General features: G+C 63.7%; 13 protein-coding genes and 1 pseudogene. 7 read left to right on the top strand and 7 right to left on the bottom strand.

Annotation, left to right across the window (positions count from 1 at the left end):
* Positions 1–14: 14 nt before the first annotated feature.
* The 4 genes from ureC to V3C33_20045 all read right to left on the bottom strand — a co-directional run bounded on the left by ureC (position 15) and on the right by V3C33_20045 (position 3,591).
* Positions 15–1,760 carry an urease subunit alpha gene (gene ureC / locus V3C33_20060; protein ID XAS67677.1) on the bottom strand — a complete coding sequence of 582 codons (1,746 nt, stop codon included), beginning with the start codon at positions 1,758–1,760 and terminating at the stop codon, positions 15–17.
* Positions 1,757–2,143, bottom strand: a complete 387-nt coding sequence (locus V3C33_20055) for an urease subunit beta (protein XAS67676.1) — start codon at positions 2,141–2,143, stop codon at positions 1,757–1,759. The genes ureC and V3C33_20055 overlap by 4 nt, the downstream gene beginning before the upstream one ends.
* Before the next feature lie 10 nt (positions 2,144–2,153).
* Positions 2,154–2,456 (bottom strand): urease subunit gamma, encoded by a 303-nt coding sequence (locus V3C33_20050; GenBank protein XAS67675.1) that lies wholly within the window; start codon positions 2,454–2,456, stop codon positions 2,154–2,156.
* Positions 2,457–2,694: 238 nt separating this feature from the next.
* The gene (locus tag V3C33_20045) at positions 2,695–3,591 is read right to left on the bottom strand and encodes a LysR family transcriptional regulator (GenBank protein ID XAS67674.1); all 897 of its coding nucleotides are present in this window, start codon (positions 3,589–3,591) and stop codon (positions 2,695–2,697) included.
* Positions 3,592–3,718: 127 nt separating this feature from the next.
* Here V3C33_20045 and V3C33_20040 point away from each other — a divergent pair, with 127 nt between their 5' ends.
* The 5 genes and pseudogenes from V3C33_20040 (at position 3,719) to V3C33_20020 (ending at position 10,336) form a co-directional block, all read left to right on the top strand.
* Positions 3,719–5,128, top strand: a complete 1,410-nt coding sequence (locus V3C33_20040; protein XAS67673.1) for a M20 family metallopeptidase — start codon at positions 3,719–3,721, stop codon at positions 5,126–5,128.
* Between the two features lie 29 nt (positions 5,129–5,157).
* Positions 5,158–6,477, top strand: a complete 1,320-nt coding sequence (locus V3C33_20035) for an MFS transporter (GenBank protein ID XAS67672.1) — start codon at positions 5,158–5,160, stop codon at positions 6,475–6,477.
* 90 nt (positions 6,478–6,567) lie between these two features.
* Positions 6,568–7,758, top strand: coding sequence for a CoA transferase (locus V3C33_20030; protein XAS67671.1), 1,191 nt, complete (start codon positions 6,568–6,570; stop codon positions 7,756–7,758).
* The gene (locus tag V3C33_20025; protein ID XAS67670.1) at positions 7,755–9,326 is read left to right on the top strand and encodes a carboxyl transferase domain-containing protein; all 1,572 of its coding nucleotides are present in this window, start codon (positions 7,755–7,757) and stop codon (positions 9,324–9,326) included. The genes V3C33_20030 and V3C33_20025 overlap by 4 nt, the downstream gene beginning before the upstream one ends.
* Before the next feature lie 611 nt (positions 9,327–9,937).
* Positions 9,938–10,336 (top strand): annotated as a pseudogene (locus tag V3C33_20020) (hypothetical protein).
* A 78-nt stretch (positions 10,337–10,414) separates the two neighbouring features.
* Here V3C33_20020 and V3C33_20015 read toward each other — a convergent pair.
* On the bottom strand, positions 10,415–11,419 hold the full coding sequence (locus V3C33_20015; GenBank protein XAS67669.1) for a LacI family DNA-binding transcriptional regulator: 1,005 nt from the start codon (positions 11,417–11,419) through the stop codon (positions 10,415–10,417).
* Positions 11,420–11,679: 260 nt separating this feature from the next.
* On the opposite strand from V3C33_20015, the gene V3C33_20010 reads away from it, so the two are divergent.
* Positions 11,680–13,053: a glutamyl-tRNA reductase gene (locus tag V3C33_20010; GenBank protein XAS67668.1), complete on the top strand. Its 1,374-nt coding sequence runs from the start codon at positions 11,680–11,682 to the stop codon at positions 13,051–13,053.
* Between the two features lie 14 nt (positions 13,054–13,067).
* On the opposite strand, the gene V3C33_20005 is transcribed toward V3C33_20010, so the two are convergent.
* Positions 13,068–14,615 carry an alpha-N-arabinofuranosidase gene (locus V3C33_20005; GenBank protein XAS67667.1) on the bottom strand — a complete coding sequence of 516 codons (1,548 nt, stop codon included), beginning with the start codon at positions 14,613–14,615 and terminating at the stop codon, positions 13,068–13,070.
* Between the two features lie 152 nt (positions 14,616–14,767).
* On the opposite strand from V3C33_20005, the gene V3C33_20000 reads away from it, so the two are divergent.
* On the top strand, positions 14,768–15,322 hold the full coding sequence (locus V3C33_20000) for a GNAT family N-acetyltransferase (GenBank protein XAS67666.1): 555 nt from the start codon (positions 14,768–14,770) through the stop codon (positions 15,320–15,322).
* A gap of 79 nt (positions 15,323–15,401) precedes the next feature.
* Here the strand turns inward: V3C33_20000 and araA are convergent, their stop codons facing one another.
* Positions 15,402–16,922, bottom strand: a complete 1,521-nt coding sequence (gene araA, locus V3C33_19995) for an L-arabinose isomerase (GenBank protein XAS67665.1) — start codon at positions 16,920–16,922, stop codon at positions 15,402–15,404.
* Positions 16,923–16,947 lie beyond the last annotated feature (25 nt).

The raw sequence follows: 16,947 nt of genomic DNA, 5'->3' as shown, positions 1-16,947 counted from the left end.
TCCTCCTGAAAGGCCTAGAAGAGGAAGTAGCGCTGCGCCATGGGCAGCACATCGGAGGGCTCGCACGTGATGTCCTCGCCGTCGACGGTCACTTTGTACGTTTCCGGGTCCACCTCGATATCCGGGGTGGATCCGTTGTACTTGAGGTCCGACTTTGTGAGAGTGCGGATTCCGGAAACCGGCCGGATGACCTTCTCCAGCCCCAGCTCCTCCGGAACCCCTGCCTCGATGGCGGCCTTGGACAGGAAGGTGATGGACGATTGCTGCAGCGCCTTGCCGTGGGTGGCGAACATGGGCCGCATGGTGCGCGGCTGCGGCGTGGGGATGGAGCCGTTGGAATCACCCATCAGCGCGTAGGCGATCTGGCCGCCCTTGAGTACCAGCTCCGGTTTCACACCGAAGAACGCCGGATCCCACAGCACCAGGTCGGCGAACTTGCCCACCTCAACGGAGCCTACGGAGTCCGCCATGCCCTGGGCGATGGCCGGGTTGATGGTGTATTTCGCCACGTAGCGCTTCAAGCGGAAGTTGTCGCTGTCCGGGCCGGCTCCAAGAACAGAACCGTGCGTACCGCCGTCGGGGTCCTTCAGCACGCCGCGCTGCTTTTTCATCTTGTCCGCCACCTGCCAGGTGCGGGTGACCACCTCGCCCACGCGGCCCATGGCCTGCGAGTCAGAGGAGGTGATGGCGAAGATGCCCAGGTCCTGCAGCACGTCTTCCGCGGCGATGGTCTCCGCCCGGATGCGCGAGTCTGCGAAGGCCACGTCCTCCGGGATATCAGGGTTCAGGTGGTGGCACACCATCAGCATGTCCAGATGCTCTTCAATGGTGTTGCGCGTGTAGGGCAGCGTGGGGTTGGTGGACGCCGGAAGCACATTCGGCAGCCCGGCGATCTTGATGATGTCCGGGGCGTGCCCGCCGCCGGCACCTTCGGTATGGAAGGTGTGGATCACCCGGCCGTCGATGGCTTTGATGGTGTCTTCCACAAAGCCGCACTCGTTCAGCGTGTCTGTATGGATGGCCACCTGGACGTCGTACTCGTCTGCCACCTTGAGCGACATGTCGATTGAGGATGTGGTGGCACCCCAGTCCTCATGGACCTTCAAACCGATGGCGCCTGCCCGGATCTGTTCGGCCAGCGGCTCGACGGCGGAGGCATGGCCCTTGCCGAGCAGTCCAATGTTGATGGGCAGCCCCTCGGCCGCCTGCAACATGCGCTGGATGTGCCACTTGCCCGGTGTGACGGTGGTGGCTTTGGTTCCGTCCGCCGGTCCGGTGCCGCCGCCCACCATGGTGGTGACGCCGCTGCACAGTGCCGTGGGCACCTGGTCCGGGGAGATGAAATGGATGTGGGTGTCGATTCCGCCGGCCGTGAGGATCTTCCGCTCGCCGGCAATGATCTCGGTGCTGGCGCCGATCACAATATCAACGCCGTCGGCGATCTGCGGGTTACCGGCCTTGCCGATCCTGAAGATGTGGCCGTCCTTGAGCGCAACGTCCGCCTTATAGATGCCGGTGTAATCCAGCACCACGACGTTGGTGATCACGGTGTCAGGAACGTCCTCGTCGCGCGTCAGCTGGCCGTTCTGGCCCATGCCGTCGCGGATCACCTTCCCGCCGCCGAACACCACTTCCTCGCCATAGAGGGTGAAGTCCTTCTCGACCTCAAGGAAAAGCCCGGTGTCCGCCAGGCGGATGGCATCGCCCGTCGTCGGGCCGTACAGGTCCGCGTACTGCTTGCGGGGGAGTTCAAAACTCATTTTCCAGACCCTTCAGTGACGGCGGCCGGTGGCGTGGCAGTAGCAGGTGCCGTGCCGGCGTCGGGTGCCGTCCCGCCGTCGAGCTTTCCGTTGACCGCGTCGCTGAGCCCGTACACCTCACGGCTGCCGGCCAATTCGATGAGCCGGACCGTCTTGCGGTCCCCTGGCTCGAAGCGGGCCGCGGTGCCTGCGGGGATGTCCAGCCGGCGGCCGTACGCGGACTGACGGTCAAAGGTCAGCGCAGCATTGGCTTCGGCAAAGTGGTAATGCGAGCCCACTTGCACGGGGCGGTCGCCGGTGTTCATGACGACGACGTCGGTCGCCTCACGGCCGGCGTTGCAGACCACCGGGCCGGCGCCGAGAACATATTCTCCAGGAATCATCGGGGCTCCCCTATCGGATGGGATCGTGGACGGTGACGAGCTTGGTGCCGTCAGGGAACGTGGCTTCGATCTGGACGTCGTGGATCATCTCCGGCACGCCTTCCATGACGTCCTCGCGCGTCAGCAGGGTGGTGCCATAGCTCATCAGCTCGGCCACTGTCCGGCCGTCGCGGGCGCCTTCGATCAGTTCGTAGCTGATGATGGCCACGGACTCCGGGAAGTTCAGTTTCAGTCCGCGGGCCTGCCGGCGGCGCGCAAGGTCGGCGGCGACCACGATCATGAGCTTTTCCTGCTCACGGGGCAACAGATGCATTGGCACTCCTTCAACGTTGGGTGCTGCGCAGATCCGGACATCAGAACACTCGAGGCTCAGAAAAAGCCGAGGACATCGGGGCAGCTACTACGGTTATAGCCCCAAACGTCGGGCATATCCAGCTCGGGAGTTCTTGCTGCTTTGGATCACATTTGTGACCATCGTAGGCCGGTGACGTTTCGGACAGATTTCCGAAGCCGCGGGCATAACTCAGCGCCTGCACGTCGCCTTCCCGCGCTCAGGGTGCTGAGAGCGAGTCTATGAGTGCGTCGATGAAGGCGGTGAAGATCGCGGAACGGCTGCGTCCTGTCATCGTCTGGATCTGACCCTGCCGCTGGTGGAAGACCGGATGCTGCAGGGGAATAAAGACCACCCCGGCCGTTTCCTGTGCGTGGACGACCAGATTGCTCATTAAGGCGATGCCGGCGCCGGCGCGGGCGAACTCCAGGATGGGCCCCACCTGGTTGGTAACCAGAGCGATAGTTGGCGCCACATGCTCCATTTCGGCGGCTATGTCGAACAGTTCGCGCTGGCTGATCCCCTTTTCCGGCAATGCAAGCTTGTAAGCACAGAGTTCGGCCATGCTGAGACTGTCACGGGCTGCGAGTGGGTGATCGCGGGCGACCACCGCGAACGCCGGTGTGGGGGTTGTGAATTCCACGGTCACGTCTCGCTGAGGGCCCAGCGCGTAGACAACTGCGATGTCTGCCTCGCCTTCTATGACTCTGCGGGTTCCCTCGGTTGAAGGCACAACGTCCAGGTGAAATGCGATGTCGCTGTGCTGCATTGAGATGCGGGCCATGGCCTCCGGGACCCTGCAATGGGCGAGGCCTTCTGAGCTGACCACCTTGATGGTACGGGTCTTGTGTTTACCCTGATTCCTTAACTCTTCTACGAGAGCCTCGCCTTCGGCTTCGGTGCGCCGCGCATGGGCGAGCAGGAGCAGTCCGGCTTCGGTCAGGGTCATTCCCCGAGGGTGGCGTTCGAACAGCGGAACGCCTGCTGAGCGCTCCAGATTGCTGATTTGACGGCTGATGGCGGACGCCGACACATGCTGGGTTTCGGCCGCCAGCGTGATGGACCCCGTCCGGGCTACCTCGTGGAAGTAGATCAAGGCAGGTGCCAATAGTTTCATGCGCTGCTCACTTCCTTGCGGTTTGCGTTGAAGTCAAAGGTGATGGACAAAACGATACTGGTATGTGATGCAGAACACGAATAGCCTTGACGTAGTTACTTACGAACAGAAGATTGGATTCATCACCATGAGAACCGAATTGACTGCAGCGGCAGCCGAGTACGTGGACTCCGGAGAGCTTTTCAGCGATATGGCGCACCTCATTGCCTATAAAACTGAGAGCGGCTCCGTTCCCGGCCGGGTTGCGTTGGGCGCATACCTTGAAGAGGTGCTGGTCCCGGCACTTACTGGCCTTGGCTGCACGGTGGAACGGTTTGATTCCTGGAACGACGGGCAGAACAGCTTTCTGATCGGCACCAGGCTGGAAGGTGAAGGGCTGCCGACGGTCCTCTGTTATGGGCATGCCGACGTTGTCGACGGCCACGAAGGTGCCTGGGACCTGGGCCGGAATCCTTGGGAACTCGAGGCCGACGGCGACCGCTGGTTCGGGCGAGGCACTGCGGACAACAAGGGCCAGCACTGGATCAATCTTTCGGCGCTGCGCCTGCTCCTGGAAAAACGAGGCCGGCTGGGGTTCAATCTGAAATTTCTCTTTGAGTGCGGGGAGGAAATAGGTTCCCCGCTGTTGGCGGAATTCGCAGAGGCGCACCGACCCGAACTTGGGGCGGACGTCTTCATCGCCTCCGACGGGCCCCGGTTGAATGCCGGGACCCCGACGGTGTTCCTGGGCTCAAGGGGTGGCGTGTCGTTCGAGTTGACGGCGGATCTGCGGCCGGAGAGCTACCACTCGGGCAACTGGGGCGGGCTGCTGCGCAATCCGGCCACCACCATTGCCGCGGCTATCGGGGTATTCGTCGACGGCCATGGCCGGATCCGCGTTCCGGAACTGCTCCCTGCGGGCATTCCGGATTCCGTCCGGGATGCCCTCGCCTCCGTGGTCATCGCCGGCGACGAGGGTGATCCGGCCATCGACGACGATTGGTCTGAGACATCCCTGACACCGGCAGAAAGGCTCTACGGATGGAACACCCTTGAGGTCCTGGCCTTCGGGGCGGCCGATCCTGAGAATCCCGTAAACGCGATACCAGGCCGCGCCTCGGCCGTCCTTCAGTTGCGCCACGTGGTCGGAACCGAAACCGCGGGGCTGGAGGATGCGCTCCGGAGCAACCTTGACCGGAACGGCTTCACGATGGTTTCCGTCCGCGTCCTGACCTCCTTCCCGAGCAGCCGGTTGGACCCGGGAAACCCTTGGGTCCAATGGGCCTGCGAGTCAATCCTGGAGACCACAGGCGTTGCCCCGGCAGTATTGCCGAACATCGGCGGGTCCCTGCCGAACCACGTGTTTGAAGGCATCCTGGGCCTCCCGACACTGTGGATTCCGCATTCCTATCCCGGCTGCCTCCAACATGCGCCGAACGAACACATGCTTTCCTCAATCGCACGCGAAGGACTGCAGATAGCATGCGGCATTTTCCACGACCTCGGCTCCGGCACAGCCGGGTCCACCCCACTCGACCTGGCCTTCGCCCAGGCCTGATCCCAGATCACACGATTCGGAGTACCGCAATGATCAGCAGCAACAAAATCCAGCAGGGAGCCCCGGCATCAGCCACCACTGATGCAACGGCTCCGGCCACCAAACGCACATCCAACACCCGTGGTGTAGTGGCGGCGACGATCGGCAATGCGCTCGAATGGTATGACATGTCCATTTACGCGCTGCTGGCCATCTACATCGGACACAACTTTTTCCCGTCAGACAACCCCGCCACCCAGATCATCCAGACCTTCGCAGTCTTCGGGGCCTCTTACCTCATCAGGCCCCTGGGCGGATTGATCCTGGGCTCGTATGCGGATCGAAAAGGGCTCAAAAAGGGCCTGATGCTCACCATCCGTCTGATGGTGGCCGGAACCGCCCTCATTGCGTTCATGCCCGGGTTTGACACCATCGGCATGTTCGCGCCGATTGGCATCATTGTGGGCAGGCTGGTCCAGGGCTTTTCCGCCGGCGGTGAGTTCGGTGCGGCCACGTCCTTCCTGCTGGCCCAGAATTCGAAGCGGCGCGGCTTCCTCGGCAGTTTCCAGTTCGCCAGCCAGGGACTGGGAACCCTGACGGCCGCCATCTTCGTCGCAGTCCTTACCGGAGTGCTCTCTGACGCCGACATGTCGGCTTGGGGCTGGCGTATCCCCTTCGTCTTCGGTCTCCTCGTCGGACCTGCCGGTTACTTCATCCGCAAGCACGTCGATGAAGCTCCCATCGCCCGCGACGTCGAACCGGTAAAGGATTCCCCGGTCCGGGACGTTTTCAAGACCCAGAAGCTCAGCATTCTCATCGCCGGCGGCGCGCTCGTTATCTCCACCGCACTCAATTTCGTCATGCAGTACATGCCGACCTTCGGTATTAGCCAGCTCGGCATCGAAAAGTCCGCTTCCTTCACCACCCTGGTTCTGACCGGCATCATTCTGACGTTCGTCACACCTGTCGTCGGGCACCTGTCGGATAAGTTTGGCCGGCTGAACATCATGATTCCGGCCGCCGTCGTGATCGGTCTGTCCGTCATACCACTTTTCATCTGGCTCAATTCCGGCAGATCGTTCCTCGTCCTGGCCGCGGTGATGGTCACTCTCGGCCTTCTCAAGGCGAGCTACTTCGGGGCTCTGCCGTCGGTGATGGCCGATGCCTTCCCTGCAAGGTCCCGGGCAACCGGGCTGTCCTTCAGCTACAACACCGCCGTCGCCGTCTTCGGCGGATTCACCCCTATGATGGCCGCCTTCCTCGTCGAGGCAACCGGCCAGCCCATGGCACCGGGATACTACCTGGCAGTCCTGGCCTGCCTCAGCATCGCGGCATTGGCCGCTGGTCTGAAGTACCGCGGAATCCGCTAGGCATTAGCCGCCCTGTCCCCTCGCCCTCCGTTGCCATGGCGGATGGGAGGGGACAGGTCCTCCTTGAGCAGCACAATGAAGGAAAACACCATGAATGCACCCATCCGCCCGGCGGTCAAAGGCCCGTTCGAGGACCTGACCGTTCTCGATCTGTCCCGCGCCCTGGCCGGGCCGCATGCCACCATGATGATGGCAGACATGGGGGCCCGGGTCATCAAGGTTGAGGCTCCCGGCACCGGCGACGACACACGCGGCTGGGGACCGCCGTTTGTCGGCCCCGAAGAACATCGTGAGTCCACTTATTTTCTCGCCGCCAACCGCGGCAAGGAATCCATTGCCTTGGATCTGAAATTCGAACCCGATTTCCAGACGCTCACCCGGCTGGTCGAAAAGTCCGACGTACTCGTGGAAAATTTCCGGCCAGGCGTGATGGACCGGCTTGGCCTCAGCACAGAACACCTGTGGACTATCAATCCCCGCCTGATCATTCTTTCGATCTCCGGATTCGGCCACGACGGCCCCGACGGCGGCCGCGCCGGCTACGACCAGATTGTTCAGGGCGAAGCCGGCCTGATGTCCGTCACCGGAGGTTCCGCCGATAACCCCACCAAGGTGGGAGTACCCATCGCCGATCTGCTGGCCGGCATGTACGGCGCGTATGGAGTCGCCGCCGCACTCTACGAGCGGCACCTGACAGGGCGGGGCCGCATCGTCCGAACGTCGCTGTTGGCTGCGGTGGTCGGAGTGCACGCCTTTCAGGGAACCCGCTGGACCGTCGCCGGTGAAACCCCCCACCCAACTGGCAACCATCACGCCGCCATCGCACCCTACGGATTGTTCAAATGCGCTGACGGGATCATCCAGCTGGCCGTGGGGTCCGAAAACCAGTGGCACAAACTTGCCACCGCCCTCGCGCTCGACCCGGCCAAACCCGAATGGGCGACCAACGCTGCACGGGTGGAAAACCGTGCTGATCTAATTGAAGAACTCGAAGAAGAACTCTCCCGGTGGACCGTTGCCGACGCACTTACCGTTCTGACAAGCACAGGCATCCCGTGCGGAAAACTGCGCAGCATCAATGAAGTCTACGAATGGGAGCAGACCCGATCCCAGGGGCTGCTCCTTGATGTCATCCATTCCACCCTCGGACCCATCACACTGCCCGGCCCGCCGGTCAGGTATGACGACGGATTCCTCACGCCTACCCTGCCACCACCGACGCTGAACGAACACGGAGCGATCATCAGGAAGTGGCTCAGCGAGGAGAACGTGGCCCCATGAACATCGAAAGCCCCTCCATCAACAGGTCACCGGCCAGGCAACTTCTGGCCCAGGTACTGGACCCAGGCAGCTTCACCAGCTGGGACAAACCCGTTCTCGACGAGGCCGGCATCGGAGACGAGTACGCGGAGAAACTCAACCGTGCCCGGCAACGAACCGGACTGGACGAAGCCGTCATCACCGGACGGGGAACCATTCATGACCAGGATGCAGCTGTCATCGTCTCGGAGTTCGATTTTCTCGCCGGATCGATTGGAGTCGCTACCGCCCACCGGATCTACGACGCCGTCCGCGCCGCCACAGCATCCGGTCTGCCATTGATTGCATTCCCCGTCTCCGGTGGCACACGGATGCAGGAAGGAACCGCAGCCTTTGCCCAAATGATCAGGATAACGGCGGCCGTAGAAGCGCATAAGGCCGCCGGACTGCCCTACCTTGTCTACCTCCGTAACCCGACCACCGGTGGAGTCATGGCCTCATGGGGTTCCCTCGGCCATGTCACCGCAGCCGAACCCGGCGCGCTGCTTGGATTCCTCGGTCCAAAGGTTTACGAAGCCCTCAACGAAAGGCCCTTCCCGGAAGGTATCCAGGTCTCAGAAAACCTGCAGCAACGGGGGATCATCGACGCCGTCGTTAGGCCAGAGAACCTGAGGGCTCACTTTCGACCCCTGCTGCGTGTGATGTGCGCCGGGCCAGGCATCCCGGACGACGTGCCCCTGCTTGACGCCGGTCCCCCTGCGGCATCATCTGACGCGTGGGAGTCGGTCCTCCGAACCCGGAGGCCCGAACGCCCGGAAGCGCTGGACATCCTGCACACTACGGCCACCGACGTTACTTTTCTCCACGGAACCGGGCGCGGGGAAAGCGAAGACGGAATCTTCATCGCACTGGCACTTTTCGGCCACCACCCCAGCGTCGTCCTCGGCCACCGCCGACCGCGAGGACCCGGATACGCATTCGGCCCAGCCAGCCTCCGAACCGCACAGCGCGGCATGGAACTGGCAGCACAGCTGAACCTGCCACTGCTGTCCATCATCGACACCGCCGGAGCGGACATTTCTCCGGCCGCTGAGGAAGGAAGTCTTGCCGGCGAGATCGCCCGGTCACTGGCCCGCCTCATCAGGCTGGAAACGCCCACCCTGAGCGTGATCCTTGGGCAGGGAGCCGGGGGCGGGGCACTGGCCCTGCTGCCGGCCGACAGGATAATCGCTGCCCAACACGGCTGGCTTGCGCCGCTTCCGCCTGAAGGCGCTTCCGTAATTCTCTACAAATCATCCGCCAACGCTGCACATATCGCCAGGGCACAGGGAATCAGCGCCATGGAACTGGAAGCAGCGGGCATCGTCGATCGGATCGTCCCCGAAGAGAACGCGGATTCGGAATCAGATCTCTGTTCTCGGATGGGAACCGTAATTCAGGACGAACTCCTGTCCCTGCGGACCCTGAACCGTGCCGGACGCAGCCACAACATGATCACCAAGAGGGCCGAACGATTCGATAAATTCGGCCGACTCCCGCAGGAGACCGCGGCGGCATGTGTGCTCCAGACAGCATTGGCTTGCAACTGAAATCTGCGGTGGCCAACCGCATGGCATCACCAGTTCCGGATCGAACTGGATCCCGGCAGCGGGCACGCCGTCGAGCGCGGCGAACTTGAGAGCAGACGACGTCCTGGTTCGCATTGGAAGAGGCGCCGTGCCAGCCAACGATCTTCAGAGAGGCTTCTTCCGCGCCGGCCACGCGCACACAGCGGTCCTCCTCATCTTGGGCATCGCCATCCTTACCGTTGTTGATGCCGCCGGCGTAATCGGGTTCTGGGACTATCTGGCCCGCGGGGGTTCCGATCGACGCGATTCTGATGCCGGCCGGGTTCTTCCTCTCCGTACCGGGGCCGAGTCCGGAAAAGCCCAACCGGTTGTTCATTCTGGTGTGGGTGGGCGCGGCCGTCGTGACGCTCGGACTGGCTTCGGCAGGCACCGGACTGATTACGGCCGGGGTAGGAGCCCTCTGATGCTTCCCCTGATAGTCGTCGTGCCGTCACGGCAATCGCCTGGGCCGTTGGCGCCGCCGGAGACGTTTCGGTGAGATTTCCAAAGCCCTGGCTGCTGCGGAAGTCCGGGCGCCTCGGTAAGCTGACAGCATCACCCCGCTACCCGGAACATCGAAGACGGACACAACCATGGCGCTTGGTTCAAAAGACGATCCCTGGATTCTGACGACAGCTCCGGGCACCTCCGAATACTCGATGTACCGGGACGAGGACTCAGATCCTCCGGCGCTTGTGTGCCAGGTCGGATCCACAACGCTGAAGTATCACCTGGCGGCCATCGACGACTTGCACGCGTGGCTCGTTGACCAAGGAGATTGGGTTCCGCTGGGGGCTGCCGATGAAGACAAGCCCGCGGCGGACGGCACCGTTGAGGCCTGGGGCCGCGACGCAGGGAATCCGGTGGGCGGCTGGTACGGACTGAGGAAGGGCTACCGGGGCAGGTTTGCCATGTACCTTCCCCCGCTGCTTGAATCCCTGGGGCTGGCTGAACTGACGCATGAAAAGCGCAACAACAGCATGCGGGCACTTACGGCCCAGTCTTCCCGGCACCGGCCGGTGACTGCGGTCGGCGGTGTCTGCGGTCGGGAGTGGCCAGGGCGGTGATGGCTACGGCGCGGAATCACGGACTTTGAGTTCGAACCCAGCCAACACATGAATGCCGTCAAGGGCTGATTCAACACCTTCGATGCGGTCCAGCAGAAGACCGATTGACCGTTCGGCGATTTCATCCATTCCGGGCGCCACCGTGGTGAGCGACGGCGCGGCGAAGCGGGCCTCATCGATGTCATCGAACCCGGCAAGCGCAACATCCTGTGGAACTTTCACCCCGCGGATCAGCAGCTCGTGCATCGCTCCCAGGGCAACGGCGTCGTTCAGCCCGAACACAGCATCAAACCGGACGCCGCGGTCCGCCAGGCCGCCAACCGCCGTCGCGCCGGCGTCACGCCGCCACCCGCACGGCACCACCAGCCCAGGGTCAAATCTCACGCCCGCGGCAGCCAGCGCTTTACGGTAGCCAGTCAGGCGCAGGCCTGGGCTTCCTGCGGAATCCTCCGCAGCAGCACCGACAACGGCTATCCGACGGCGGCCTGCCGCCAAGAGGTGCGCCGTGACCGCCTGGGCGGCCTCCTCATTCTTCATGGTGACCAGGTCAAAGCGGGGATCCATGATGTGCTCCCCGAGCATCACAATCGGCTTGCTGCCACGGCGGGCCGCAACGGCGTCGGCCTCGAGAATCAGCGGTGTGAAGAGCAGCCCGTCTGTCAATTGGCGGAACGGCCCCTGCAGCGCGCTCAGTTCGTTTTCCGCCGTGGCCGCAGACTGCTCCACCAGGACGCGGTAACCCCGCGCGGCGGCAGCGGTCATCAGCTTGGACGCCAGCTCGGCGTAGTACGGCGCGGAAAGATCGGAGAGGACCAGGCCCAGCATCCGGGTTTTTCCGGAGCGAAGGCTGCGGGCGGTCAGATTGGCTTCATAGTCCAGCTCGGCGATCGCATCCAGCACTTTCTGCTTGGTGGCCGGACGGATGAACTCGTAGTCATTGAGCACATTGGACACGGTTTTCAGCGAAACGCCCGCGGCACGCGCAACGTCGTTCATGGTCACGGCCATCGGTGCTTCCTTCTCCCGGTATTTGGTCTAGCTACATCGTTGCAGAAACGGCGAAGATTTCACTGTCATCTCCGAATTGCAAGGTCATGGAGGGTGCCCGGAACCAGCTGGCTGCCCCCGCTGCCGGCCGTGGGGTGCCACGGGACGCGCCTTGCCCCAAGGTATTCCCAAGGTCCATGGACAACTCTTTCAGCAAGGTCTTTTCGATGTGGTCAACATCGAGGCTCGTGCCGGGGAATCATGGGAGGAAGGTGACGGCGATGTCTCAGCGTCCTGATCCGTCCGATTTCGCCCCCTCTTGCTCGGGGACGCGCCCGGTCCTCCTCGCTCTGGTGGCGACGCACCGGATTGCCGGCCTGGATTTTCTGGCCCGCCTTTGCTCCGGACCCGTGCGGATTACACCGGCCGTACTGGCCGGCAGCCCTGCCGTGTCCGGCGCGGCAGTCCTGGCCACGTGCAACCGCTTCGAGATCTACTGCGAAGTTTCGCCGGGCCAGGATGCCGCCGGAGCACGCCGTGCGGTCACGGCGATCATCAGTGATTGCTCCGGGGTCCCCGAGCCGGACATCGCTTCGGCCTTCGTTTGCCTCACGGGTCCGGCGGTGGCCGAGCACCTGTTTGCTGTGGGCGCCGGCCTTGATTCCGCCGTGCTCGGCGAGCGCGAGATCGCCGGCCAGATCCGCCGCTCCCTCACGGAGGCCCAGGAATCGGACAACGCCAGCGGAGGGCTCACCCGTCTTTTCCAGGCCGCATCCCGCGCTGCCCGGGAGGTGGGCGCCCAGACCGCACTCGGCGGCGCAGGCCGCTCTGTGGTCTCCCTGGCCCTCGAATTGGCAGCGGATCGCTTCCCCCGCAAGGACCTGTCCGAGATGTCCGTGGTGGTCTTCGGCACGGGAGCCTATGCAGGCTGCACCATGGCACAGCTCCGCGCCGAGAACTGCCCTGACGTATCGGTGTTTTCCTGGTCCGGCCGCGCGGAAGCGTTTGCTTCGGCCCGCGGGGCGGCCTGGTTGACCCCGGCGCAGTTGCCCGCGGCAATCCGCCGGGCTGATGTTGTCATCGGCTGCAGCGGACGTGGCCGGCATGTCCGAACGTCCACCTTCCGCGATTTCCGGCAAGGTGCGGCCGGACCGCTGGTTGTCATCGACCTCGCCCTTAGCCACGATTTCGATACAGGCATCGCGGCGCTTCCCGGCATTGAACTGATCACGCTCGAATCCGTAAGGCTCGCCGCCCCGCCGGAGCATTCAGAGGTGCTCCGGCGCGCCCACCAGCTGGCCCGGCAAGCGGCCCACCGCTTCGAGGAGGAGCAGAGAACCCGCGTGATAGACCCCGCCATTGTGGCCCTCCGCCGGCACATGCAGCAGGTCCTCACCGCCGAAATGCAGCGAGTCAAAGCCCAGCATGGCGGCACGGACACGGCGGAGGCTGTGGAGTTTGCCCTCCGCCGTGTGGTCCGGCAACTGATGCATGTGCCGACGTCCCGCGCCAGGGAGCTCGCTGCCGCCGGGCGGCAGGACGATTACACCGCAGCGTTGGAAGCCCTCTACGGCCTCACCGTGGACCTGGCCGCGCATGCGGACCCCGGCCAACAGCCGCAGTCCCGCACAGGGTCAGCTGCCAAGTCGGCCTGAGGCACGGGTCCGTATTAGGACTCCACGGCCAGCCGGATCATGGACCAGGACACGGCCGGCAGCCCGGCGGTGAGGCGGCCGCCGTCGAGCTTTACCGTGACGTTCTCCCCCGGAAGCACCGAAGTGGAGTCTTCCGCCGTTGCCTGCCAGTACGGGTCCTTGTTCGCGTAGGTGACCGCTTCGATGACCCGGACGTTGCCGAGGCCGGCCACGGCGGCGTCCAGCGTGAGGGCGTCGGTGGCGGAGCGGTTGACCGCGAACACCACAGCTTCCCCGGCTTCCGCGTCAAAGGTGGCGACGGCGGAGAGTGCGGCGAAGTCCGCCGTCTTGCCGCCGCTCAGCACAGGTGATTCGACGGCGAGCTGCAGCACTGTGCCCGCCGCGTGCTGTGAGGTCAGTGCGAACGGGTGGAAGGTGGTCTGCTTCCAGGCGCGCCCGCCCGGTTCGGTCATGATCGGGGCAATCACGTTCACCAGCTGAGCCAGGCTGGCGGCGTGGACGCGGTCGGTATTGCGGAGCAGGGAAATCAGAAGGTCCCCGACGACGACGGCGTCCGCCACTGTGTAGCGGTCCTCCAGCAGCACGGGTGCCACCGGCCAGTCCTTGCCGGCGGGCACCTTGGACTCGGCCCGGCTCATGTGCCAGACGTTCCATTCGTCGAAGGAAATGTTGACTTGCCTGGTGGACTTCTTGACGGACTTCACATGGTCGATGTGCGACACGATGTCCTTGATGAAGGCATCCATCCGCTGGCCGGCGGACAGATGCTCCTGGAGGTCGCCGGCATCCTCGAAGTACTGGTGCGCAGAAATGAGGTCCACCAGCTCGTACGTTTCGGTGAGCACAACGCGCTCCCACTCGCCGAACGTGGGCATTGTGGGGCCCGAACTGCCACAGACCACCAGTTCCAGGTCCGGGTCCACCATGCGCATGGCGCGCGCCGCGTCCGCTGCGAGCCGGCCGTACTCCGGAGCGTTTTTGTGGCCGATCTGCCAGAAGCCGTCCATCTCGTTGCCAAGGCACCACATCCTGATGCCGTAACCGTTCTCTGCACCGTTGGCCTTGCGCTGGTCCGAGAACGCCGTGCCGCCGTCAATGTTGCAGTATTCCAGCAAGTCCAGGGCCTCCTGCGTGCCGCGGGTTCCAAGGTTCACCGCCATCATGGGCTCCACGCCTGCCTTCACGGACCACTTGGCGAACTCGTCCACGCCAACGTGGTTGGGCTCGGTGGAGTGCCAGGCCAGGTCCAGGCGCACCGGCCGCTTCTCCACGGGGCCCACGCCGTCTTCCCAGCGGTAGCCGGACACGAAGTTGCCGCCCGGGTAACGGACCGTGGAAACACCGAGTTCCTGGGTGAGCTCCAGGACGTCCGTGCGGAAGCCGTCCTCATCAGCGTGCGGATGCTCCGGCTCAAAGATGCCGGTGTAGACGCAGCGGCCCAGGTGCTCCACAAAGGCGCCGAAGGTCCGCCGCCGGACGGGACCCACGGTGAAGGCCGGATCGATGGTGATTCTTGCTGTGGCAGGTTCGGTATTGGCCACTTGGATGTCCTCGCTTGTCATTTTCTACAACGTTATAGAAACATTGTTAGCGCTATCGAAGCGTACGTCAAGGGGTGGGCCTGAGATTCAACCGTTCGGTAACCTCTCGACCGCCTTGCCGGATTCATCTTTCATGGAGCCACTGTCCGAGTCCGCTCTGCAATGATCTAGGCATGACTATCCACAGCGGCCCGTGGCTGTCCAAGGACCCCCAAGCACAAAACCTGCAGCTGGTTCAGCTGCAGGTCGCAGCCATCCAGGCGCTTGCCGACGGCGATCTGGACTCCGCCCGCCGGCTGACGCACGTAACGCTGACGCCCTACCTCATCTCCGCGGAATGCCGTGGTACCTGGCAGCGCCGGAGCACCCAAATTACGGAATCACCCGGCGATGCTCCTTGGGTCACCAGGCTGATTGTTGATCCGGCCACGAACCTCGCCTTAGGCCGGGCGGGGTACCACGGCCCTCCCGATGACGCCGGCATGGTGGAAATCGGCTATTCGGTGGATCCCGGTCTCCGGCGAAAAGGCCATGCCAGGGCCGCACTCGTCATCCTGTTGGACGCTGCCAGGTCGCAGCCGGAAATCAGCATTGTCAGGGCAACCGTCAGCCCGGACAACACACCGTCGCGGCGGCTTGTGGACCAGTACGGATTCGTTGAAACTGGCGAACAGTGGGACGAGGAAGACGGCCTGGAAACAATCCTGGAACTGAATATCCGGTCTTAGGATGGGAAACGCGGGGCTTTTCGAGTTCCCCGAAGCACCCTCCTGGCTGCTGGCACCCGCGCTTCCGTGGCCCTTGGGGTTAAAGGCCGCCGGCCAACTTGTAGTAGGCCGCATTCCAGTTCAGATCCTTCTTGAACTGGCGGATGGTGGTGCCCTCGTCGATGATCAGCAGTTCGGTGCGGGCGATCTCGGCGAAATCCTCAATAACGTCCATGCCGACGGCGGTGGACAGCACCGTGTGATGGGCAGCGCCTGCGGTGAGCCAGGCGGCAGCCGAGGTGGCAAAATCAGGCTTCGGCTCCCAGAGCGCACGGGCCACCGGAAGGTTCGGCAGGGGCTGGTCCAGCGGCACAACCGTCACCGCATTGGCCACGAGGCGGAAGCGGTCACGCATGTCCGAAAGTGCCACCACAACACCCGGTGAGGCATCGGCGTCGAACACCAGACGGACGGGATCCTCCTTGCCGCCGATGCCGAGGGGATGGACTTCCAGCCGCGGTTTTCCTGCCGTCAGCGAGGGGCAGACCTCCAGCATGTGGGCGCCCAGGATCTTTTCCTGCCCCGGCGCCAGGTGGTAGGTGTAGTCCTCCATGAGCGAGGCGCCGCCGGGCAGGCCCGCACCCATCACCTTGGCCGCGCGGACCAGGATGGCGGTCTTCCAGTCACCCTCCGCGCCGAAGCCGAAGCCGTCAGCCATGAGCCGCTGGACGGCCAGACCGGGTAGTTGCCGGAGCGCACCCAGGTCTTCGAAGGATGTGGTGAAGGCTGCAGATCCGTTGGCTTCCAGAAAGCCGCGCAGGCCCAGCTCAATGCGGGCTCCGTAGCGGAGAGAGTCGTGGCGGGCAGCGCCTGCGCGGAGTTCCGGAACCACATCGTAAAGGTCCTCGTACTCGGCAACCAGGGAGTCGACGTCGGACTCTGCAGCGCCGTGCACGGCGTCCGCGAGCTCGTTGACGGACCAGGTGTTGACCGAGACTCCGAAGCGCAGTTCAGCTTCTGTCTTGTCGCCTTCGGTGACCGCGACGTTGCGCATGTTATCGCCGAACCGGGTCAGCTTGAGGGCGCGGACGGCAGCCCAACCGGCAGCGGCGCGCTGCCAGACCCCCACCTGGCGCGCCACTTCCGGGTTGGAAACATGCCCCACCACGGTTTTCCGTGCAATTCCCAGGCGGGACTGGATGTAGCCGAACTCGCGGTCGCCGTGTGCCGCCTGGTTGAGGTTCATAAAGTCGAAGTCGATGTCCGCCCACGGCAGCTCAACGTTCGCCTGGGTGTGCAGATGCAGGAGCGGTTTGCGCAGCAGATCCAGGCCCTGGATCCACATCTTCGCGGGCGAGAACGTGTGCATCCAGGCCGTCACGCCAATCACGTGATCGGCCGAATTCGCCTCCAAAGCAGTGCGGCGGATCGCGTCCGAATCGGTCAGAACCGGCTTCCATACGATCTTCACGGGGACGCCCGCGGACGCGTTCAGCTGCTTCGCGATCTCCTGGGACTGCGCCGCCACCTGCTTGAGGACATCCTCGCCGTAGAGGTGCTGGCTGCCGGTGAGGAACCAGACCTCGTAGCCGTCAAGGGAAGTGCTTGCTGTTGTTTTCATGTGTTGTTCTCCTGCAGAAGTTAGT

This window comes from Micrococcaceae bacterium Sec5.7 (assembly GCA_039636785.1).
Lineage (GTDB): Bacteria > Actinomycetota > Actinomycetes > Actinomycetales > Micrococcaceae > Arthrobacter.
Note: the sequence above shows the minus strand (reverse complement) of the source record. Positions and strands in the feature narration are given on the sequence as shown.

Coding starts and splice junctions, on each gene's coding strand:
- V3C33_20055 (XAS67676.1), bottom strand. CDS start 2,143: ATGATTCCTGGAGAATATGTTCTCGGCGCCGGCCCGGTGGTCTGCAAC.
- V3C33_20040 (XAS67673.1), top strand. CDS start 3,719: ATGAGAACCGAATTGACTGCAGCGGCAGCCGAGTACGTGGACTCCGGA.
- V3C33_20030 (XAS67671.1), top strand. CDS start 6,568: ATGAATGCACCCATCCGCCCGGCGGTCAAAGGCCCGTTCGAGGACCTG.
- V3C33_20000 (XAS67666.1), top strand. CDS start 14,768: ATGACTATCCACAGCGGCCCGTGGCTGTCCAAGGACCCCCAAGCACAA.
- V3C33_20035 (XAS67672.1), top strand. CDS start 5,158: ATGATCAGCAGCAACAAAATCCAGCAGGGAGCCCCGGCATCAGCCACC.
- V3C33_20005 (XAS67667.1), bottom strand. CDS start 14,615: ATGACAAGCGAGGACATCCAAGTGGCCAATACCGAACCTGCCACAGCA.
- V3C33_20050 (XAS67675.1), bottom strand. CDS start 2,456: ATGCATCTGTTGCCCCGTGAGCAGGAAAAGCTCATGATCGTGGTCGCC.
- V3C33_20045 (XAS67674.1), bottom strand. CDS start 3,591: ATGAAACTATTGGCACCTGCCTTGATCTACTTCCACGAGGTAGCCCGG.
- V3C33_20015 (XAS67669.1), bottom strand. CDS start 11,419: ATGGCCGTGACCATGAACGACGTTGCGCGTGCCGCGGGCGTTTCGCTG.
- V3C33_20010 (XAS67668.1), top strand. CDS start 11,680: ATGTCTCAGCGTCCTGATCCGTCCGATTTCGCCCCCTCTTGCTCGGGG.
- V3C33_20025 (XAS67670.1), top strand. CDS start 7,755: ATGAACATCGAAAGCCCCTCCATCAACAGGTCACCGGCCAGGCAACTT.
- araA (XAS67665.1), bottom strand. CDS start 16,922: ATGAAAACAACAGCAAGCACTTCCCTTGACGGCTACGAGGTCTGGTTC.
- ureC (XAS67677.1), bottom strand. CDS start 1,760: ATGAGTTTTGAACTCCCCCGCAAGCAGTACGCGGACCTGTACGGCCCG.